The 21,457-nt window shown below is 64.3% G+C and carries 18 protein-coding genes and 1 tRNA gene; 7 read left to right on the top strand and 12 right to left on the bottom strand.

The window, feature by feature from the left end; genetic code table 11:
* Positions 1-75 precede the first annotated feature (75 nt).
* A tRNA-Lys gene (locus PVV74_RS08740) sits at positions 76-151 on the top strand.
* Positions 152-337: 186 nt separating this feature from the next.
* On the opposite strand, the gene PVV74_RS08735 is transcribed toward PVV74_RS08740, so the two are convergent.
* Positions 338-1,024 (bottom strand): GntR family transcriptional regulator, encoded by a 687-nt coding sequence (locus PVV74_RS08735; protein ID WP_274592911.1) that lies wholly within the window; start codon positions 1,022-1,024, stop codon positions 338-340.
* The gene (locus PVV74_RS08730; protein ID WP_274592910.1) at positions 1,021-3,921 is read right to left on the bottom strand and encodes an FAD-binding and (Fe-S)-binding domain-containing protein; all 2,901 of its coding nucleotides are present in this window, start codon (positions 3,919-3,921) and stop codon (positions 1,021-1,023) included. Before PVV74_RS08730 ends, PVV74_RS08735 begins: the two co-directional genes overlap by 4 nt.
* A 122-nt stretch (positions 3,922-4,043) precedes the next feature.
* Here PVV74_RS08730 and PVV74_RS08725 point away from each other — a divergent pair, with 122 nt between their 5' ends.
* From PVV74_RS08725 to PVV74_RS08710, 4 genes are all read left to right on the top strand, one after another.
* Positions 4,044-5,234 carry a pyridoxal-phosphate-dependent aminotransferase family protein gene (locus tag PVV74_RS08725; RefSeq protein WP_103762836.1) on the top strand — a complete coding sequence of 397 codons (1,191 nt, stop codon included), beginning with the start codon at positions 4,044-4,046 and terminating at the stop codon, positions 5,232-5,234.
* Between the two features lie 139 nt (positions 5,235-5,373).
* Entirely contained in the window at positions 5,374-6,342 is a 969-nt protein-coding gene (locus PVV74_RS08720; RefSeq protein WP_245890461.1) for a Bug family tripartite tricarboxylate transporter substrate binding protein, read from the top strand.
* A gap of 75 nt (positions 6,343-6,417) precedes the next feature.
* A complete protein-coding gene (locus PVV74_RS08715; protein ID WP_274592909.1) occupies positions 6,418-6,924 on the top strand; it encodes a tripartite tricarboxylate transporter TctB family protein in 507 nt (168 codons plus the stop codon).
* A 19-nt stretch (positions 6,925-6,943) separates the two neighbouring features.
* Positions 6,944-8,458: a tripartite tricarboxylate transporter permease gene (locus PVV74_RS08710; protein WP_103762833.1), complete on the top strand. Its 1,515-nt coding sequence runs from the start codon at positions 6,944-6,946 to the stop codon at positions 8,456-8,458.
* 603 nt (positions 8,459-9,061) lie between these two features.
* Here PVV74_RS08710 and bhcD read toward each other — a convergent pair.
* The 4 genes from bhcD to bhcA all read right to left on the bottom strand — a co-directional run bounded on the left by bhcD (position 9,062) and on the right by bhcA (position 13,531).
* Complete coding sequence (bhcD, locus tag PVV74_RS08705; RefSeq protein ID WP_103762831.1) at positions 9,062-10,027, bottom strand: iminosuccinate reductase BhcD; 966 nt, start codon at positions 10,025-10,027, stop codon at positions 9,062-9,064.
* A 70-nt stretch (positions 10,028-10,097) separates the two neighbouring features.
* Entirely contained in the window at positions 10,098-11,261 is a 1,164-nt protein-coding gene (gene bhcC / locus PVV74_RS08700) for a 3-hydroxy-D-aspartate aldolase BhcC (RefSeq protein WP_274592908.1), read from the bottom strand.
* A gap of 111 nt (positions 11,262-11,372) precedes the next feature.
* Positions 11,373-12,341 carry a beta-hydroxyaspartate dehydratase BhcB gene (bhcB, locus tag PVV74_RS08695; protein WP_103763003.1) on the bottom strand — a complete coding sequence of 323 codons (969 nt, stop codon included), beginning with the start codon at positions 12,339-12,341 and terminating at the stop codon, positions 11,373-11,375.
* A complete protein-coding gene (bhcA, locus tag PVV74_RS08690; protein WP_103762829.1) occupies positions 12,341-13,531 on the bottom strand; it encodes an L-aspartate--glyoxylate aminotransferase BhcA in 1,191 nt (396 codons plus the stop codon). Before bhcA ends, bhcB begins: the two co-directional genes overlap by 1 nt.
* A gap of 167 nt (positions 13,532-13,698) precedes the next feature.
* Between bhcA and bhcR the strand changes: the two genes are divergently transcribed.
* Both bhcR and PVV74_RS08680 read left to right on the top strand, forming a co-directional pair.
* On the top strand, positions 13,699-14,541 hold the full coding sequence (bhcR, locus tag PVV74_RS08685; protein WP_103762828.1) for an HTH-type transcriptional regulator BhcR: 843 nt from the start codon (positions 13,699-13,701) through the stop codon (positions 14,539-14,541).
* A gap of 57 nt (positions 14,542-14,598) precedes the next feature.
* Positions 14,599-16,782 carry a dehydrogenase E1 component subunit alpha/beta gene (locus tag PVV74_RS08680; RefSeq protein ID WP_274592907.1) on the top strand — a complete coding sequence of 728 codons (2,184 nt, stop codon included), beginning with the start codon at positions 14,599-14,601 and terminating at the stop codon, positions 16,780-16,782.
* 186 nt (positions 16,783-16,968) lie between these two features.
* On the opposite strand, the gene PVV74_RS08675 is transcribed toward PVV74_RS08680, so the two are convergent.
* The 6 genes from PVV74_RS08675 to msrB all read right to left on the bottom strand — a co-directional run bounded on the left by PVV74_RS08675 (position 16,969) and on the right by msrB (position 21,438).
* Positions 16,969-18,366, bottom strand: a complete 1,398-nt coding sequence (locus tag PVV74_RS08675; protein WP_103762826.1) for a TRAP transporter large permease — start codon at positions 18,364-18,366, stop codon at positions 16,969-16,971.
* Complete coding sequence (locus PVV74_RS08670) at positions 18,366-18,995, bottom strand: TRAP transporter small permease subunit (RefSeq protein WP_274592906.1); 630 nt, start codon at positions 18,993-18,995, stop codon at positions 18,366-18,368. Before PVV74_RS08670 ends, PVV74_RS08675 begins: the two co-directional genes overlap by 1 nt.
* 3 nt (positions 18,996-18,998) lie before the next feature.
* Positions 18,999-19,259 (bottom strand): hypothetical protein, encoded by a 261-nt coding sequence (locus tag PVV74_RS08665; protein WP_103762824.1) that lies wholly within the window; start codon positions 19,257-19,259, stop codon positions 18,999-19,001.
* A 60-nt stretch (positions 19,260-19,319) separates the two neighbouring features.
* A complete protein-coding gene (locus PVV74_RS08660) occupies positions 19,320-20,336 on the bottom strand; it encodes a C4-dicarboxylate TRAP transporter substrate-binding protein (RefSeq protein ID WP_274592905.1) in 1,017 nt (338 codons plus the stop codon).
* A gap of 149 nt (positions 20,337-20,485) precedes the next feature.
* A complete protein-coding gene (msrA, locus tag PVV74_RS08655) occupies positions 20,486-20,995 on the bottom strand; it encodes a peptide-methionine (S)-S-oxide reductase MsrA (RefSeq protein WP_274592904.1) in 510 nt (169 codons plus the stop codon).
* The gene (gene msrB, locus PVV74_RS08650) at positions 20,995-21,438 is read right to left on the bottom strand and encodes a peptide-methionine (R)-S-oxide reductase MsrB (RefSeq protein ID WP_103762821.1); all 444 of its coding nucleotides are present in this window, start codon (positions 21,436-21,438) and stop codon (positions 20,995-20,997) included. Before msrB ends, msrA begins: the two co-directional genes overlap by 1 nt.
* Positions 21,439-21,457: the final 19 nt, after the last annotated feature.

Below are 21,457 nucleotides of genomic sequence, written 5' to 3'. Positions count from 1 at the left end.
TCCAGCCACAGCGGAAAATTCCCTGCAATTGGGGCTTGACCCCCCTGCCCCCTCTTTCTAGATAGGCCGCCTAGTGGGCCGTTAGCTCAGTTGGTAGAGCAACTGACTTTTAATCAGTGGGTCGCAGGTTCGAATCCTGCACGGCTCACCACTGTTTCCGGGAGTTTATGCGCTATCGGAGCGTCATGCGAGAGCGTGACGCGTGTGATGGATTCGCGTGCCGGACCGCGCGGACTTCGGACGTCCGCCACCGCGCGCCCGGCCCTCCCCGGGCAACCTCGGATGCCAGTCTCAGGTATATGCAAAAGCGCCCGTCACTTGGCCGGGCCGGCTCGGATCAGCCCGTTGCGCCGTTGGCAATCAGCCAGTCGCGCACCGTCTCCAACTTGTTCTGAAGATGCTGGCGCAGGATCGACGCGAGCCCGGCGCCGTCTCGCGCCTCGAGGCATGCCATGATCTCTTCGTGCTCCTCGGTCGCCTTTTTCCACCGCGCATCGGTCATGTTGGCCACGAACCGCGCCCGACGCACCTGCGTGGCCAGCGACCGGTACTGCACGGTCAGCGTCTCGTTGCGGGCGGCGGCCAGGATGGCCTCGTGGATCTGCTGGTTCAGATCGAAATACTCGGCCAGCAGCCGCGCCTCGAAATGGCCCACCATCTCGTCATGCAAAGAGCGGACCGTGCGGATTTCCTCATCCGTGATCCGTTCGCAGGCCAACTCTCCCGACAGCGCCTCCAGCGCGCCCATCACCGGGAACACCTCTTCCAGGTCGCCAAGCGTGATCTGGCTGACCCAGGCGCCGCGGTTCGGCTCCAGCACGACCAGCCGGTCGAAGGCCAGCACCTTCAGCGCCTCGCGCAGTGGGGTCCGCGACACGCCGAACATCTCGCACAGCTCGCGCTCCGGCACCTTCGTGCCCGGCGCAAGCTGGCCGCTGACAATCAGCTCCCGCACCCCGTCGGCCAGTTCCTGGTGCAGCGATGTCCGCCGTAGCGTCTGAACGCCCTTGTTCTGCACGTTCATCTCCCCCGTCCCTCCAGCGCCATGTCCAGCACCCGCGCCACATGGAACGCCTCGCGCTCCGTCCCGTCGGCGATCTGGTGGCGGCAGGACGTGCCGTCCGCCACGATGATCGCATCCCCGGCCTCGCGCACCGCTGGAAAGAGGCTCAGCTCCCCCATCTTGCGCGATACCTCCTCCGTTTCCACGCCATAGCCGAAAGACCCGGCCATACCGCAGCAACTGGATTCTATAATGTCGACATCGGTTTCAGGCAATAGCGCCAGCGTGCGCTGGATCGCTGGCACCACGTCATGGGCTTTCTGGTGACAGTGACCATGCAGCTTCAGCGGCTTGCCCACGGGCTTCAGCGGCAGCGTCAAATCCCCGGCCTCGGCGGCCTCGGCGATGTATTCCTCCAGCATCCGCGCCTGCGCCGCCACCGTCTCGGCCTGTGTGCCAGGCAACAGCGCCGGAATCTCGTCGCGCAGGGTCAACAGGCAGGACGGCTCCAGCCCGATGATGGGCAGGCCTTTCTCGGCATGCGGCGCCAGCGCATCCAGCAGGCGCTGGCCGGTCTTGCGTGCCTTCTCCATCAGGCCGGTCGACAGGTAGGTCCGCCCGCTGTCCAGAGGCTTCGACTGGCCGTCGGTGGCCACGGCCACACGCTTGCCGCCGGCCCGCAGCACCCGAAGCGCGGCGCGCAGGTTCTCGGGCTCGAAATACCGGTTGAAGATGTCGGCAAACAGGATGACATCCGGGTTCTCGTCCTGTGCCTCGCTGTCGCGGAACGGCTTGGACGACCAGTGCGGCAGCTTCCGCGACGCGGCAAAGCCGGTGGGCTTTTCCATCAGCCGGGCCAGCAGCGGGATGCTGTTACGCATGTTGATCAGCCACGGCACCTTCGCGGCGTAGGGCGCGTAATCCGGCATGTAGCCCACCAGCCGCTCGTGCAGGCCCAGCCCGTGTTTCTCGACCCGGGCCGCCGTCACCTCGGCCTTCATCTTGGCCATGTCGACGCCGGTCGGGCATTCGCGCTTGCACGCCTTGCACGATACGCAGAATTTCAGCGTTTCGGCCATCGCGTCCGAGGTCAGCGCATCCGGCCCCAACTGCCCCGACAGCGCCAGCCGCAGCGTGTTGGCCCGGCCCCGCGTCACGTCTCGTTCATTGCGGGTCGCGCGGTAGGACGGGCACATCGCCCCGCCCGCCAGCTTGCGGCAGGCCCCGTTGTTGTTGCACATCTCGACCGCGCCCTGGAACCCGCCGCCCGCGCCGGGATAGGCCGACCAGTCAAAGGCGGTCTTCAGCGGCTTCACCTCGTAGTCCGGCGTGTAGCGAAACAGCGACCGGTCATCCATCTTCGGCGCTTCGACGATCTTGTTGGGGTTGAAGCGGCGCTCCGGGTCGAACTGGTCCTTCACCCGCAGGAATTGCGTGGTGATCTCGGACCCGAACATCTTTTCATGGAATTCCGACCGCACGATACCGTCGCCATGCTCGCCCGAATGCGACCCCTTGTAATGCGCCACCAGGTCGAATGCTTCTTCGGCAATCGACCGCATCTTCTTGACGTCCTCATCCAGCTTCAGGTTCAAGACCGGCCGCACGTGCAGACACCCGACCGACGCATGGGCATACCACGTCCCCTGCGTGCCGTTCTTCTCGAAGATCTCGGTCAGGCCGGCCGTGTATTCCGCAAGATCCTTCAACTCGACCGCGCAATCCTCGACGAAGGAGACGGGTTTGCCCTCCTGCTTCATCGACATCATGATGTTGAGGCCCGACTTGCGCACCTCTGTCACCTGCGCCTGCAGGCGGGCGTCGGTCACATCCGTAACGCCGCCCCAGCCCTTGCCCTCATGCGACCAGTCGAACCCAAGGTCGCCCATCGTCTCGTGCAGCGCCTTCAGCTTGGCGGCATTGCCCTCCGCGCTACCCTCGTCGAATTCCACCAGCAGCAGCGCGGCAGGCTCCCCGCGCACCGCCTGCTCGATCGTCGGGCGGAACATCGGGATCTGCCGCGACAGCCCGATCATCGTCGAATCGACCAGTTCCACCGACAACGGGTCCAGCTTGACCAGGTGCTGCGTGGCGTCCATCGCCTCGTAGAAGGTGGGGAAGTGGCAGATGCCCAGCACCTTGTCGCCCACCAGCGGCCACAGGTCCAGCTCTATGGCAGTGAAATAGGCCAGCGTCCCTTCCGACCCGACCAGCAGATGCGCCAGGTTCACGTCCTTGCCGTTGGGCACCAGGGAATCGAGGTTGTAGCCCCCCACCCGCCGCGTCAGCTTGGGAAACCGCGCGTCGATCAGCGCCGTGTGCTCCTCGCCCAGGTCCAGCATGTCCGCCGCGATCCGGTCGAACGTGCCGTTGCCGCGCAGCGCGTCACGCGAAACCGGACCGAAATGCGCGAAACTGCCGTCATGCAGCACCGCGTCGATGGACCGGACATTGTCGCGCATCGTGCCATAGCGCAGCGACCGCCCCCCGCAGGAATTGTTCGCCGCCATCCCGCCGATGGTCGCGCGCGAACTGGTCGAGACATCCACCGGATACCACAGCCCGTGCGGCTTCAGCGCCCGGTTCAATTCGTCCAGCACGATGCCGGGCTCCACCACCACGCGGCGATTCTCCACGTCCAGCTCGATGATTCCGTTGAAATACCGCGCGTTGTCCAGAATCAGGCCCGAGTTGACCGTCTGCCCGCATTGCGAGGTGCCGCCACCCCGGCCCGTCAGGGGCACACCCGATTCGGCGGCCGCCGCCAGCGCGATCTCCACGTCTTCGCGCCCCGTCGGCGCCGCCACCCCTTTAGGGGTGATCTGGTAAATAGACGCATCCGTCGAATAACGCCCACGTGACGCGGTGTCGAACATGATGTCGCCGCGAAAGCCTTTTTTCAGCGCCTCTTCAAGCATTTCCCATTCCTCCCTGCTGCGGTGTTGACATCGTGATACAGCTTCGTGATACATAATTCAAAATTAAAAATGCAATCGGGTTCGGTGACACAGGGCCGCATCCGGGAGGAGGACAATACACCATGACGCACAAAGCTGGCCGCCATTTTCTGCAAATTCCCGGGCCAAGCGCGGTGCCCGACCGCGTCCTGCGCGCCATTTCGGCCCAGGTGATGGACCACCGCGGACCGGATTTCGCCGCGGTCGGCCTGCAGGCGCTCGAAGGCATGAAGACGATCTTCAAGACCGAGCAGGACGTGTTCATCTTTCCGTCCTCCGGCACCGGCGCCTGGGAAGCCGCGCTCGTCAACGTCCTGTCCGAAGGCGACCGCGTGGTCATGTACGAGACCGGCCACTTCGCCACGCTGTGGAACAAGATGGCCAAGCGTCTTGGCATCGAGGCCGAGTTCATCGAGGGCGACTGGCGCGGTGGCGCCGACCCCGAGGCCATCGGCCAGCGCCTGCGCGAGGACACCAACCACGAGATCAAGGCGGTCTGCGTCGTGCATAACGAGACCTCGACCGGCTCGGTCTCCCCCATCGCCGAGGTACGCCGCGCCATCGACGAGGCCGGCCACCCCGCGCTTTTGATGGTCGACACGATTTCCGGCCTCGCCTCGGTCGATTTCCGCTTCGACGAGTGGGGCGTGGACGTCGCCGTTTCAGGTTCGCAGAAGGGCCTCATGCTGCCACCCGGCCTGTCGTTCAACGCGGTCAGCGCCAAGGCGATGAAGATTTCCGAAACCGGCGGCATGCGTCGTTCTTACTGGGACTGGCAGGATATGCGCGGCCCGAATCAGACCGGCTATTTCCCCTACACGCCCGGCACCAACCTGCTTTACGGCCTGAACGAGGCCATCGCGATGCTGCATGACGAGGGGCTGCCCAATGTCTTCGCCCGGCACCAGCGCCACGGCCAGGCAACCCGTGCCGCCGTCCGCGCCTGGGGGCTGGACGTGCTCTGCCGCCAGCAGGGGCAGGAAAGCGGTGTTCTGACCGCCGTCGTCGTGCCCGAGGGCCACAGCGCCGACGCCTTCCGCGCCACCACTCTGGAACATTTCGATATCTCGCTCGGCAACGGCCTGTCCAAGGTCGCCGACCGCGTGTTCCGCATCGGGCACCTGGGCGATTTCAACGACGCCATGCTGATGGGCACGCTGTCCGGCGTCGAGATGGGCCTCAAGAAGGCCGGCATCCCGCACCAGAAGGGCGGGGTTGACGCCGCCATGCAGGTGCTTGACGAAACCGACGTGGCTGCACTGACCGCCGCATGACGAATTCAGGGCCCGGCCGCCACTGCGCGCCGGGCCTCGTCTTGACGGCCCCCGGTTCGCGGTGCCGTCAAGGCCGCAAGTCGATCCGCGTATCGGATCCGTTCGATGCGCAAACCGGAACCCAAGGGAGGAGAACCAAATGACGTTCCATACTACCATGAAACCCGCCGCCATCGCGGCCCTGCTCGGCTCCAGCCTGCTGGCCGGACCCGCCCTCGCGCAGGACGACTACCCGTCGCGCAGCGTCGAGGTCGTGCACCAGTACGGCCCCGGCGGCGGCACCGACCGTTTCGTGCGCGCCGTGGCGCAACCGTTCGAGGAGATCACCGGCGAAAGCATGGTGTCGATCTCGGTCCAGGGCGGCGGCGGCATCCCCGCAGTCGTGAACTTCACCCAGCGCCCCGCGGACGGTCACTCGCTGATGGCGATCAGCCCGGCGCAGATCATCGCGCACGTGCAGGGCCGCATCGACATGGCCGATTTCAAGCCGCTGGCCCGTGTCCAATATGACCAGGCCCTCATCTGGGTCCCCGCGGACAGCGAGTTCGAGACCATCGACCAGTTCGTGCAGCACGCCAAGGACAACCCTGGCGACCTGAAGATCGCGCTGTCCGGCGCGGCCGGCTTCGACGAAATCACCGTCGGCCTCTTCGGCCTGGAAGCCGAAGCCGACTTCGGCACCGTGCCGTTTTCCTCGTCCGAGATGGTGTCCAACACCCTCGGCGGCCAGGTCGACGCCATGTTCGAAGAATACGGCCCCGCACGCGGCCTTTACGATTCCGGCGACATGCGCCCGCTGGTCGTGTTCTCCGAAGAGCGTCTGCCGGTCCTCGAGGACGTGCCCACCGCCACCGAGAAAGGCTGGGACGTGACCCTTGGCCGCTGGCGCGCCTTCGCGATGCAGGCCGAGGACTCCGCCGAAAACGCCGAGACGCTCTATGCCGACATCGAGGAAGCCGTGGCGACCGAAAGCTACAAGAAGTTCGAAGAGCAGAACGCGCTTCAATACCGCTCCGAACTGCTGGGTCCCGATGAATTCCAGACCTTCATCGACGGCGAGATCGAGACCTACACCACGGTCCTGCGCGAACTCGGCTATATCGAGTAATACCGCCGCATCGCATTGACAGGGGGGGCGCCTCACCGCGCCCCCCGTTCCTTGATTGTCTCGGCAGGAGCGGACATGTCCAAGAACATCATCGAATTTTCCTTCGCGCTCGGGCTCTTTGTGGTGTCAGTCTGGTTCTGGCTGATCGCGGACGGCTTTCCCGTCTCACCCCGGTACGAAGGCATCGACACAGATTTCTGGCCCAAGATCACCTTCGGCCTGATGGCCCTCACCTCGGGCCTCGTCGCCCTGGGCAGCCTGCGCGACATGCTCGCGGCCCGGCGCGTCCCGGCCTCGACCTCGGTCAACCCGGCGGACTGGGGCACCATCGGACGCATGAGCGCAATGGGGCTTCTGGTCCTTTTTTACTTCATCGCCTTCGGCAAGGTTGGCTTCGTGCTGTCGACGATCGTGTTCCTCTGGGCCGCCTCTGCGATGATCCCCAGCGGACGTTTCTGGGTCAAAGTCGCCTTCGCGCCGATCTTCACCGCCTTGCTGACGCTGCTCTTCGCCTACGGCCTGTCGCTTCCGCTGCCGCGCGGCGTCGGTCCGTTCTACGAACTCAGCCTGCTCCTCTACTGATCCACGGGAACCTGCGCCAATGGCCGAATATCTCGACGCGCTCACCTATATCGTGAGCAGCCCGACCAACCTTTTCTTCATCGTTTTCAGCGTGATCTGGGGCATCGCCTTCGGGTCCGTCCCGGGCCTGACCGGCATCGTCGGCGTCGCCCTGCTGATCCCCTTCACCTATGCTTTCGAGAGCGAACAAAGCCTTCTGCTGCTCGGCGGCGTCTATGTCGGGGCCACGTTCGGCGGGTCGATCTCCGCCATCCTCTTCAACACGCCCGGCTCGCCCGAGGCCGCCTGCACCGCGCTCGATGGCTACCCGATGGCCAAGCGCGGCGAGGCCGGCAAGGCCCTGGGCATCGCGCTGGCCTCCTCGGCCATCGGCGGCATCTTCGGCACGGCGGTGCTGATGCTGTTGGCCCCGCCCATGGCGCAACTGGCACTGGAATTCGGCCCGCCCGAATATTTCGCCCTCGCCGTGCTGGGCATCTCGGCCATCGCCTCCATCGGCGGCGGCTCGGTGCTCAAGGGGCTGACCGCGGGCCTGATCGGCCTGGGCATCGCCACCGTGGGGCTTGATCCGATCACCGGCATGGGCCGCTATACCTTCGGCAACAACATGCTGCTGACCGGCATCAGCTTCGTGCCCGTCATCATCGGCACCTTCGCCATGGCCGAGGTCCTGACCCGCGTGGGCGAAGGCAACAAATCCTCGACCGCGATCACCGACGTGTCGACCAAGCTGCCCTCCCGCAAGGAAATGAAGGACAGCAGCGGCACGCTGGCGCGCTCTTCGGTCATCGGCGCGATCATCGGCGCCCTGCCCGGCGTCGGCGCCACCACGGCCTCCTTCATCAGCTATTCCGAAGCGGTCCGCTGGTCGCGCCACCCCGAGAAATTCGGCACCGGCGTGGCCGAGGGCATCGCGGCGCCCGAGTCGGCCAACAACTCGGCCGTCGGCGGCTCGATGATCCCGCTCCTGGCCCTCGGCATCCCGGGCAGCGCCACCACGGCGGTCATGCTGGGCGGTCTGACGGTGCATGGCATCATCCCCGGCCCCCTGCTGATGGAACAGAACACGCGGCTGGTCTACTCGGTCTTCATCGCGATGATGTTCGCCAATATCCTGATGCTGGCCTTCGGCGTCCGCGCCGCGCGCTACTTCGCGCTGATCCTGACGGTGCCCTATGCCTATGTCGGCCCCGCCATCATCGTGATGTGCATGACCGGGGTCTACGGGCTCAACGGCAACATGGTCGATATCGGGGTGATGCTGGCCTTCGGCGTGGTGGGCGTGCTGCTGAGGGTGATGAAATACCCCGTGGCCTCGTTCATCATCGGCCTCGTGCTTGGCCCCATCGCCGAGAAAAGCCTGCGGCAGGGCCTGATCATCGCCGATCAGAACTACCTGGAGTTTGCCGCCCGGCCGATCACCGCGGCGCTGCTGCTGCTCAGCCTCGCCTCGCTGCTCTACGGCTTCTACGGGCAGTACAAGCTGGCCCGCGAAAGGCGCAACGCCACCACGGTGGCAGACACCGCCGACTGATCCCTGTCCCCGGGCGCGGCAGGTCCGCGCCCGGGGCACTGCACCCACACCTCCTGCCATCGACGATTTATCCGCCTGGTGCGTTCCGCACCACGATCGCCGGTGCGCCAGTGATCCGCGTCGGCGTCTCCGACAATACCTTCCTGAGCCAGAAGACAGGGCGCAGGCTTGTACGCCGGCCCTTGGCATGTTGCGGCGCAGATGATTGCGGACCGCTGCGGCAGCGCAGAGATTTTCGTAGTCAGCCCTTTTAAAACATCGGAGCATAGCCCGCAGCCGGTTAACAGCCGCGACGCGGCCCGGCCATCGTCAGCCCCTGGGCTGGCGATTTGGCTGAGGCTGGGCGCACCGATCATTCCGAGGATGTATGTGGCAGGCATAAAATGCTTCAGACTTGCCGCCTGATCGCCACCCCAGGGGCTGACGCTCGCCTCCGCCATGCCCGCAGGCATTCCGGCGCCAAGGTGCACCACAACACGCAAAGGGCGCGAGCCTGCGCCCGCGCCCCTGCTTTTTCTTGCCGAAAATACTCGAATCCCGGCCTTGGCCCCGAGCGCCACGCACGTCATGCGGCGTGCACGGTCGCGGCCTCGTATCAGATGATCAGAAATCCACCTCGATCGCGCGGCCCTGCTCGACCGCCAGATCCACAACACTCGCCGCAACGGCAAGATCCTGCAGGCCGACGCCGGTACCGTCGAACAGGGTGATCTCGTCATCGCTGCTGCGGCCCTTGTGGGTGCCGTTGATGACCGCGCCTAGTTGGTGAACGTCGCCCTCTGTAATCAGGCCCTCGCCCACCGCGTGCTGCGCTTCACCGATGCTGATCGACTGCGCCACCTCGTCGGTGAACACCGTCGCCTTCTGCAACAGCGCCGCCTCGACCTCCTGCTTGCCCTTGGTGTCGGTGCCCATGCACGCCACGTGACACCCCGCACCGACATGGTCGGCCATCAGCGTCGCGTCAAAGGACGAGGTGATCGAGATGATCACGTCCGCCTCCGTCATGCCCTCCAGTTCGACCGCCTCGAAAGCCACGCCGGCTTCCTTGGCGACCTTCTCGATATTGGGCAGCATCTCGGGGTGGTAGTTCCAGCCGATCACCTTCTCGAAGTCCCGCTGCTCCAGCGCCGCGCGCAGCTGGAACGTCGCCTGGTGGCCCGCGCCGACCATGCCGATCACCTTGGCATCCTTGCGCGCCAGATGCTTGATCGACACCGACGATGCGGCGGCGGTGCGCAGCGCGGTCAACAGGTTGCCGCCCACCATCGCCTTGGCCTTGCCGGTATCGGGATCGAACAGGAACACCGTCGACTGGTGGTTGATGATGTCCCGCTTCTCAAGGTTGTTGGGCCAGTAGCCCCCGGCCTTCAGCCCCAGCGTCAGGCCGGCCTTGTCGAACCCGCCCTTGAAGCCGTAAAGCGCGTCCTCGTGCCCGATCGCCTCGCGGACGACGGGAAAGTTATACGCGTCACCCGCCGCCATCGCGGCAAAAACCTTTTCGACGGCATCGAACGCCGCCTCTCGGGTCATCAGGTCGGCAATCTCGCGCTCGGGAACAATGATCATGTTTGGGGGCCTTTCAAAAAAGCGGGGTCAGCGAAATGCCAACCCCGACAGTCCACAGGAAGAATTGGGTTTAGTACGCGTGGCCGCGGGCCGACACCGGCCAGACGGTTTCCACCTTGCCGCCGCGCACGCCGACGTACCAGTCATGCACGTTGGCGGTGGGGTCGCAGTGGCCCGGCACCAGCTTCAGCTTGTCGTTGACCTTCAGCACGCCGCCGGGGTCCTTCACCACGCCATGCTCGTCCGAGCACTTGATGTATTCGACGTCGTCGCGGCCGAACACCACCGGCAGACCACTGTCGACCGACTGCGCCTTCAGGCCGGCATCGACGATCGCCTTGTCCGCCTTGGCGTGGGACATGACCGAGGTCAGGATGAAGAACGCGTTGTCCCACTCGCCCTGGTCGATCCGCTTGCCGTCCTTGTCCAGGATGCGGCCATAATCGGCGTCCATGAACGCATACGACCCGCACTGCAGCTCGTTATACACGCCCGAGTTCGACTCGAAGTAGTACGACCCGGTGCCGCCACCGCCGACGATGTCGCACTCCAGCCCTTCGGCCTTCAGCGTGTCGACCGCGTCTTTCACCATCGCCACGGCGATGTCGATCTTTTCCTTGCGGTCGTCATAGCTGTCCATGTGCTGCATCGCGCCCTGGTAGGCCTGGATACCCGAGAACTTCAGCCCGTCCGCCGCGTCGATCGCCTTGGCAATCTCCACCACTTCCGGCGTCGTCGTCACGCCGCAGCGGCCCGCGCCACAGTCGATCTCGACAAGGCACTCGATCTCGGTGTCGTGCTTCTGCGCCGCCGCCGACAGGTCGGCCACGTTGGCCAGGTCGTCCACGCAGCAGATCGTCCGCGCGCCCAGTTTCGGCAGCTTGGCCAACCGCTCGATCTTGGCCGGGTCGCGCACTTGGTTCGACACCAGGATGTCCTTGATGCCGCCACGGGCGAACACCTCGGCCTCGGAGACTTTCTGACAGCAGACGCCACAGGCGCCGCCCAGTTGTTCCTGCAGCTTCTGCACGTCCACGGACTTGTGCATCTTGCCGTGGGTGCGGTGACGCATGCCGTGTTCCTTGGCATAATCACCCATCTTCTTGATGTTGCGCTCCAGCGCGTCGAGGTCCAGCACCAGGCAGGGCGTCTGGATCTCGGCCTCGGACATCCCCGGCTTGGCCGGAATGTCGAAGCCCACTTCGAAATCGTCGAGATTGCTCATGTCTTTCATCGGATCTCTCCCTATCCATGAATATCTTGGTCATGCAGGGCCACGCCGCCCTGCCGGCTCGTATCAACTACGTAAGTTTCCTATCGGAAACCGCAACCGGGTGCAAAGGAATCACGTCATCCACGGCAACTTGTCCAGATCGACATTGCCGCCGGTCACGATCACACCCACGCGCTTGCCCTTGAAGGCATCCTTGTTCTTCAGGATCACCGCCAGAGGCACGGCACAGCTGGGCTCCATGACGATCCGCAGGTACTTCCACGTGATCTTCATCGCCTCGATGATCTCTTCCTCGCTGGCGGTGTACATCTCGCTGACGTGGTTCGACACGAAATGCCAGGTCAGGTCCTTCAGCGGCACTTTCAGCCCGTCGGCAATCGTGTCGGGCGCGTCGTCGGCAATGATGTGCCCGGCCTTGAAACTGCGATAGGCGTCGTCCGCCTGCTCCGGCTCGGCCGCGATGATCTTCACCTCGGGGGCCAGGTTCGACAGGGTCAGGCAGGTGCCCGAAATCATGCCGCCGCCCCCGATGGGCGCGACCATCATTTCCAGCCCGTCGACCTGCTCCATGAACTCCTTGGAACACGTCCCCTGCCCGGCGATCACGCGCGGGTCGTTATAGGGATGCACGAACTCGCCGCCGGTCTTTTCCTGTACCTCGGCAAACACCGCCTCGCGGCTGCTGGTGGACGGCTCGCATTCCGTGATCGTCCCGCCATAGCGCCGCACGGCATCCTTCTTGGCTTGCGGCGCCGTGCGCGGCATCACCACGTTGCACGGGATCCCGCGCCGCCCCGCCGCATAGCTCAGGCACAGCGCGTGGTTGCCGGACGAGTGCGTCGCCACACCCTTCTCGGCCTGTTCGTCGCTCAGGCCGAACACGGCATTCGATCCGCCACGGACCTTGAACGCCCCCGGCTCCTGAAAGTTCTCGCATTTGAAGAACAGCTCGGCGCCGGTCAACTCGTTCAGATAGGCCGACTGCAACACCGGCGTTCGGTTGATATGCGGCTTGATCCGCTCATGCGCGTCCAGCATGTCCTGGTATGTGGGGATATACATCTCCGTGGCGTCCTTCATCAGGCAGCGTCCTTCTGGCTCTGGGCCGGGCGCCGGCGCCACACATCCTGTGCCGCTGCCACACCGGACCCAAGTTCGATATCAAGACCCAGGTCCACCATGCACATTTCCGCCGTGCCAAGGCCGGACAGGGCCATCGCATCCGTCAGGCTTCCAAGGTGACCAAAGCGGAACACCTTGCCCGCGACCTCACCAAGGCCCACGCCGAACGCCATTCCATAGGCATCCGCCGCATGGGTCACGATCTCGGTCGCGTTGAAGCCCTCAGGCGTGCAGATAGCGCTCACCGTATCCGAGTAAACCTCCGGCGACTTGGCACAAAGCGGCATTCCCCATGCCTTTGCCGCCGCCCGCACGCCATCGGCAATGCGTGTGTGACGGGCGAAAACCGCGTCCAGCCCTTCGTCCAGCAGCATGTCGCAGGACACTTTCAGACCGTTCATCAGGCCCACCGCCGGCGTATAGGGATATGCACTGGCCGCGTAGCCTTTCAGCATGTCGTGCACGTCAAAGAACGTCCGGTGCAGCTTGGCCGACTTCGTCGCGTCCATCGCCTTTTCGCTGAACCCGACGATGGCCAGGCCAACAGGCAGCATGAACCCTTTTTGCGAGCCGGTCACGGCAACGTCCACGCCCCATTCGTCCATGCGGAAATCCATCGATCCGATGGAGCTGACGCCGTCCACGAACAACATCGCGGGGTGGCCGGCGGCGTCCATCGCCTTGCGGATCGCCTCGATATCCGACTTCACGCCGGTCGCAGTCTCGTTATGCGTGGCCAGCACTGCCTTGATCTCGTGCCCTTTGTCGGCACTCAGGATCTCGCCATAGCGCGCGGCGGAAATACCTTCGCCCCAGGGGGTCTCATCAACCACCAGGTCAAGACCATGGCGCTCGCACATGTCGATCCAGCGATGGCTGAACATGCCGTTGCGCGCGATCAGCACCTTGTCGCCCGGCGACAACGTGTTGGTCAGCGCCGTTTCCCAGCCGCCAGTGCCGGTCGACGGAAAGATGAACACCTCCGCCGAGGTCGACTTCAGCACCTTCTGCACGCCCGCGCGTGCAGGGTGCAGGATATCCCCGAAGATGGCCGATCGGTGGTCGATCGTCGGCATGTCGCAGGCTTTGCGCAGGCTCTCCGGCACGTTGGTCGGGCCGGGAATGAAAACGGGATTCTGAAAACTCATGTTCGTCTCCTCCAAAACTCACCGCCTGTTTACAGGGCTTGCCCACGCTTGAAAATTTTTTTGAAATCGTTTTTCATTTTTGTTCAGGGTTGATTTATTTATACTTGTCAGATGTTTATATTTTTCATATTGTGAAGTAATATTTCAAAATTATATCGAGGCACCAAATGGCCGACCCGAATCCCTCCCCGAGACGCGCCCGTGGCCGCCCCCGCGGCTGGGACGACAAGACCGATCAGAACACCATCAAATCCCTCGACCGCGCCATGGAGGTGCTCGATTACGTCAGCCAGCACCAGGGCAAGGCGCTCTCGGAACTCGCGACCGAGATGGATCAGTCTCCCGCCACCCTCTACCGCGTGCTCGTCACTCTGGAAACGCGCGGCCTCGTAGAATTCGACCCCGAGGAACAGGCCTGGCATATCGGCCCGCAGGCGTTCATCATCGGCGCCCGCTTCCTGCGCCGCACCACGCTTGTCGAACGCGCCCGCCCCATCCTGCGCCGCCTGATGGAAGCGACCGGCGAAACCGCCAACCTGGGCGTCGAAACCTCCGGCCAGGTCCTCTTCGTCAGCCAGGTCGAAACACATGCCAGCATCCGCGCCTTCTTTCCGCCCGGGACGCTCTCGCAGATGCATGCCTCGGGCATCGGCAAGGCGCTGATGGCCGAAATGGACGACGCCCGCCTTGCCCGGCTGCTGCAAGGTCAGACCCTGACAGCCTACACCGAACACTCCATCACCGACGCCGACATATTGCGGTCCGAACTCGCCCGCACCCGCGCCCGCGGCTATTCCATCGACGGCGAGGAAAAGAATATCGGCATGCGCTGCATCGCCGCCCCGGTCTTCGATTTCAACAACGAGCCCGTCGCCGGCATTTCCGTGTCCGGCCCCACCAGCCGCGTCGGCACCGGCGATATCGACCGGCTCAGCGCCGCCGTGATGCAGGCCGCGACCGACCTGACCACGGCCATCGGCGGCGTCACCCGCCACGATCCCGGCACCTGACCCTTCCCATTCCCGCGCCGCTTGGCTACGCCTTTTCTCACAAGAAGGAGCCAGCCCATGGACCGCGCCCAGATCGTGCATGAAAACTTCCTGAACCGCACAGGCACCGGCGACCTGCCCCCGGGCCGCGATCCCTCCGGCCCGCTCGATCCCGACACCGCAAAGCTCATCTTCCGCGCGCAATGCCTCTCCCGCGCGCTCGACGCCCAGGCGCGCGTCATGCAAAAAGCCGGGCAAGGCTACTACACCATCGGCTCCTCGGGGCACGAGGGGCTCGCCGCCGTCGCCGCGGCCCTGCGCCCCACCGACATGGCCTTCCTGCACTACCGCGACGCCGCCTTCCAGATCGCCCGCGCCCTGCAAACCGGCCACGAGGACATCGCCATGGACATGGCCCTCTCCTTCGCCTGTTCCTCCGAGGATCCCATCTCGGGCGGCCGCCACAAGGTGCTGGGGTCCAAGGCGCTCAACATCCCGCCCCAGACCTCCACCATCGCCAGCCACCTGCCCAAGGCGGTCGGCACCGCCTATTCTCTCGGCCTCGCCCGCCGCCACGCGCCAGAGCACGAACAACTGCCCCGCGACAGCATCGTCATGGCCAGCTTCGGCGACGCCTCGGCCAACCACGCCAGCGCCCAGGCCGCCTTCAACACCGCCGCCTGGACCGCCTATCAGAACGTCCCCCTGCCAATGCTTTTCGTCTGCGAGGACAACGGCATCGGCATCTCGGTCAAGACCCCCAAGGGCTGGATCGCCGCCAATTTCGCGCACCGTCCGGGCCTGACCTACATGGCCTGTGACGGGCTGGATATCTACGACACCTACGCCACCGCCCAGCGCGCCGCCCACCACGCCCGCACCCACCGCCAGCCGGTCTTCCTGCACGTCCGCACCGTGCGCCTCTACGGCCATGCCGGCGCCGACGTGCCCACCACCTACCTGCCCAAATCCGAGGTCGAGGCCGACGAGGCCAACGACCCCCTGCTGCATTCCGTCCGCCTGCTGCAAAGCGTCGGCATCCTGACCCCGCTGGACGCCCGCACCCTCTACACCGAAACCTGCGCCGAGGTCGAAAAGACCTGCGACCGCGCCGCCACACGGCCGCGCCTGCAAACCGCGCAAGACGTCATGGCCTCCCTCATCCCGCCGAAACGCGAATGCGTCCCCACCAACGGTCCCAGCGCCGAGGCCCGCGCGCAGGCCTTTGGCCCCGACCTCAAGGCGATGGAAGAGCCGCAGATCCTCTCGCGTCACATCAACTGGGCGCTCACCGATCTCATGCTCACCCACCCCGAAATCACCCTCATGGGCGAGGATGTGGGCCGCAAGGGCGGCGTCTACGGCGTCACGCAAAAGCTGCAAAACCGCTTCGGCCCCGCGCGCGTGATCGACAGCCTGCTCGATGAGACCTCCATTCTGGGCCTCGGCATCGGCATGGCCCATAACGGCTTTCTGCCCATCCCGGAAATCCAGTTCCTCGCCTACCTCCACAACGCCGAGGATCAGCTGCGCGGCGAGGCCGCGACCCTGCCTTTCTTCTCGAACGGCCAATACACCAACCCCATGGTCCTCCGCATCGCGGGCCTCGGCTATCAAAAGGGCTTCGGCGGGCATTTCCACAACGACAATTCCATCGCCGTCCTGCGCGACATTCCCGGCCTGGTCCTCGCCTGCCCCTCCACCGGCGCCGACGCCGCCCGCATGCTGCGCGAATGCGTCCGCCTCGCGCGCGAGGAACAGCGCGTCGTCGTCTTCCTGGAACCGATCGCACTCTACCCCATGCGCGACCTCACGGAGACGGGCGACAACGCTTGGCTCACGACCTATCCCGACCCGTCCGAAACCATCCCATTAGGCCAGGTCGGCCAACACGGCGACGGTACAGATCTGGCCATCGTCACCTTCGGCAACGGCCACCACCTCTCGCGCCAGGCGCAGGCCCAACTTGACGCCGACGGCATCAAATCCCGCGTCATCGACCTGCGCTGGCTCTCACCCCTGCCCGGCCCCGCCCTCTTGGACGCCGTGGCGGACTGCAGCCGCATCCTGATCGTGGACGAAACCCGCCATTCCGGCGGCGTGGCCGAGGCGCTGATGGCGCTCTTCACCGAACACACCGCCATCCCCCACAGTCGCCTCACCGCCACCGACAGCTTCATCGCCACCGGACCGGCCTATGCCGCCACCATGCCCTCGGCGGACACGATCCTCGCCACCGCGCGGACCGTCTGCCGCAGATGACCCGACCCCGGCTTTCATCGTTCCAAAAATACTCAAAACCGCCACACGGACCCGATGCGCAACGCCCGATCCGTTAACACCGGAGGCCGGAAGAAATCGCACCGTCGACATACCACTCGGATACCGACGCGATACCGACACCGGCTTTTCGGCCCAAGCCCCTGATTAACCAAGTGATTCTCAGGGCTATGCCAACCCCGGCAGCCATAGCACGATGATCGGAAACGCCACCAGCAGCCCGATCGTCACCGCATCCGCGATGAAGAACGGCATCACGCCCTTGAACACGTCCTGCACGCTCAGGTCAGGCCGCACCCCGGCCACCACGAAACAGTTCAGGCCGATAGGGGGCGTGATCAGACAGAACTCCGCCATCTTGACCACCAGGATCCCGAACCAGATCGCGCACATCTCGCCCGACATGCCGAACGCGCTGTCCTCGACGCTGACGAACTCGCCCCCGTTCAGCGCCATGACCGCCGGATAGACCACCGGCAGCGTCAGCAACAGCATCCCGATCGCATCCATGAACATGCCCAGCACGGCATAGGCCAGCAGGATGCAGATCAGGATCAGCATCGGCGACACGGTCAGCGAGGTGATCCAGTCGGCAAACGCCCCCGGCAGGTCCGCAAACCCCAGGAATCGCACGTAAATCAAAACGCCCCAGATGATGGTGAAGATCATCACCGTCAGCTTCGCGGTCTCGATCAGGGCCGACTTCAACTCGCCCAACCGCATGCCGCGCCAGAGCGCCATCAGGAACACGATGAACGCCCCCACAGCCCCGCCCTCGGTCGGCGTGCCCCAGGCATCGCCAAAGGGGTTGTAGACGAAGAAGATGATGATCACGACAACCGCCACGATGGGCAGCGCGGCAGGTAGAGAGGCGAATTTCTCGCGCCAGGTGAACCCGCCCACCGGCGGCCCCACCGACTTGAAAATGACCGCGATCCCGATGATCAGCGCGGCATAGACGATGGCCGAAAACGCCCCCGGAATGAACCCGGCGAGCAGCAGCTTGCCCACGTCCTGCTCCACGATAATCGCGTAAATCACAAGGATCGCCGAGGGCGGAATAAGGCTCGCCAATGTGCCCCCGGCGGCCACCACACCAGCAGCGAACTGTTTGTTATACCCAATTTTAAGCATTTCCGGGATAGCTATGCGGGCAAAGACAGCCGCCGTGGCCACCGATGCGCCCGACACAGCCGCGAAACCGGCTGTGGCGAAAACCGTCGACACGGCCAGGCCACCGGGCACCCAGGCGATCCACCGCTTGGCGGCCTCGAACAGGGCGCGTGTCAGGCCGGCGTAATAGGCCAGGTACCCGATCAGGATGAAGGTCGGGATCAGGGAAAGTGCGTTCGCCGACACCTTGGAATGCGGCACCTGCCCCGCGGTCTTGACCGCCACCGTCAAAGCCCACCAGAAATCCTCGCCGCCGAAATCCTTCTTGGACCAGAAGATGACGATCAGCCCCAGAAACCCCGCAAGCCCCGCGGCAAAGGCCACGCGCATCCCGATGACCACCATCACCAGCATGAAGCCGGTGGTCCAAAGGCCGATGGTGATCGGTTCCATCAGTCGCGCCCTTCCAGTTGCTCGGCCTCAAGCCGCGCCTGATCAGCCACCGACAGCGTCAACGGCACGGCCACGGGCCGCTCCAGTCCAAGGAAAAAGGCACGCCCATAGCCCACCACTTGCAACACCAACCGCAGCACCAGCACACCGAACGCCACCGGCACCACCAGCTTGGCCGGCCAGACCGGCAAGCCGATATCGATCGTGCTATCGCGTGAACACAAGGGGCGCGCACAGTCGAAAGACCGGTCGAAATGCGCCCAAGCCCCCCACACCAATGCGACCATCAGCAACAGCACCAGAAGTACCGTGATCAGCTCCAGCAACCACAGGATACGCCCGTGCAGATTGCCAATCAGGATATCCATGCGGATATGCCCGCCCTCGCGCTGCACGTAGGACACGCCCATGATCGCGATCAGCGGCATCAGCACCTCGATGTAATCCACGTATCCCGCCAACGGCACCCCGAAGAACTTGCGCCCCGACACCGAGTAGGCCGCAAGGAACATGAGGGAAAACGCCGCGATCCCGCTGAGCAGCGCCATGAATCGCTCTACGGGCAGCAGCGCGCGGTCCAGCCGGCTCAACAGGCTGCTGTCGCTCAGAACGGTCGCGGCCCCGGCCATCGGCTAGTCCGTTCTTTCGACGGCGATGCTCAACGTGGTGCCCAACCCGTTACCGCCAAAGCTGGTCGTCACCGTCTTTTTCAGGACAATGCAGGGCCAGTTCTTGCCGTCGACCCACAGGTTCCACGACTGCCCGACATCGGGGATCGGCGGCGCATAAGAGGTGGCCGAGATACGATATTCCTCGGTATGGATCTTATGACCATCCGGGTCAGACACCTTCAGAAGAATGATCAGCGGCAGTTGGTTCACTTCTACGACCATATGCTCGGCACCTTTCTTGAAGAGGCCGTCCGGGGTCAGCCCCCGGACGGCCAGCCGCGCTCAGTTCGACGCGCGATGCTCTTCCAGCGTGCTTTGCACGAGATCGTAAAGCTCCTGGCCCGGCAGGCCCTGCGCTTCCATTTCCTGGATCCAGGCTTCACGTGCGGGGTCCGCGGCCTGGGCCTTGAACTCTTCCTTCACGCTGTCCGAGATCATCACCTTCTCGACGCCCTTTTCCTCCAGAACGCTGTCCCAGCGCTTCAGAAGCTCTGCATAATTGGCAAGGTAATGGTCCAGCGCCTCGGGCACCGAGCTGTCCAGCGCCTCGCGGTGCTCGTCGCTCAGCCCTTCATAGGCGTCGATATTCACCACCACCGGGCAGTTCACCGTGCCGGGGTTCAGGTTGGCCGTCCACCAGTCCGCCTGGTTGATCGTGCCAAAGCTCAGATGCGCGTGCTGGGCGAACGACACGGTGTCGACGACGCCCGATTCCATCGCCTGATAGGCTTCGGTCGCGGTCACCGAGGTGGGCACCGCCCCCACCGCCTTGAACGCCTCGCCAAGACCGCCGGTGGCGCGCACCCGCATCCCTTCGAAGTCGGCCAGTTCGTTGCGCGGTTCGCCCGTTCCGACAAGGTTGTATTGCGGCATCGGCGAGGTCATCAGCAGCTTGGCGTTCCACTGCGCCATCTCCTCGGCGGCGGCCGGGTGATTATAAACGGCGGTGGACACGGCGACCTCCTCATCGAGGTTGCTGACACCCAGGAACGGCAACTCCAGAACGGTCACGACGCGGTTCTTGTCCGGGTGATAGCCCGCGCAGAACTGCGCCATCTCGAACGCGCCGATCGAGATACCGTCAAGGTTCTCGCGGTTCTTCGAAAGGCCGCCATAGCTGACGTTCATGGTGAACTCGCCGTTGGTCTTTTCGGCGACCAGCTCGGCCAGTTTCTCGACGTGCTCGGTAAAGGCGCGGCGCTTGCCCCAGACGGACACGTTCCATTCGACGGCCAAGGCTTCTCCGGCAAAGGCGAAGGACAGCGCGGCGGTAACGCCGGCTCCGATCATCTTGTTCATTGGTTCTCTCTCCCTGTTTGTGCGGGGAATACTAAGTGTCTCGACCCACGAAGCAACAGGGTAATTTTGGGTAGATCTTTAGGAAACGAACAGGGCCGCCCCCGGTGGGACGGCCCTGAGAGTCAGATCGAAGCGCGAATTTCTGCGGGTTATTCCGCCGCGTCGCGCCTCGGCAGCACCCAGTCGGGCCGGGGAAAATGGCAGGTATAGCCGGCTGGGAACCGCACCAGGTAATCTTGGTGTTCGGCCTCAGCCTCCCAGAAATCGCCCACCGGCTCCACCTCGGTCACGACCTTGCCAGGCCACAGGCCCGAGGCGTTCACGTCGGCAATCGTGTCTTCGGCCACGGCTTTCTGCTCGTCGTTCACATAGTAGATCGCCGAACGATAGCTCATCCCGACGTCATTGCCCTGCCGGTTAGGCGTGGTCGGATCGTGGATCTGGAAAAAGAACTCCAGGATCTGCCGGTAGCTGATCTTGTCGGGATCAAACCAAATCTCAATCCCCTCGGCATGGGTGCCGTGATTGCGATAGGTGGCGTTGGGCACGTCACCGCCAGTGTAACCCACCCGGGTCTTGCCCACACCCGGCATCTTGCGTATCAGCTCCTGCATGCCCCAGAAACATCCGCCTGCCAGCACTGCGCGTTCTTCAGTCATTACACGTCCTCCACTTGATCCAGGTAGTCACCATAGCCTTCGGCCTCCATCTCGTCACGCGGGATGAACCGCAGCGAAGCAGAGTTGATGCAGTATCGCAGCCCGCCCCTGTCCTGCGGCCCGTCGGGAAAGACGTGGCCCAGATGGCTGTCGCCATGGGCGCTGCGTACTTCTGTGCGAACCATGCCAAGCGAGGCGTCTCGCAACTCGGTCACATGCGCCGGCTCGATCGGCTTGGTGAAGCTGGGCCAGCCACAGCCGCTCTCGAACTTGTCGGACGAGGCGAACAGCGGCTCGCCGGAGACGATGTCCACGTAGATACCAGCTTCCTTGGTGTCGTTGTATTCGCCGGTAAACGGCCGCTCGGTGCCGTTCTCTTGCGTGACGCGGTATTGCTCTGGCGTCAGTCGTGCCACCGCGTCTTCAGTCTTTTGGTAGGTCATGGATACCCCCGTTTGATGC

Origin of the sequence: Roseovarius sp. SK2, from assembly GCF_028807495.1 — a bacterium.
Classification (GTDB): domain Bacteria; phylum Pseudomonadota; class Alphaproteobacteria; order Rhodobacterales; family Rhodobacteraceae; genus Roseovarius; species Roseovarius confluentis.
Note: the sequence above shows the minus strand (reverse complement) of the source record. Positions and strands in the feature narration are given on the sequence as shown.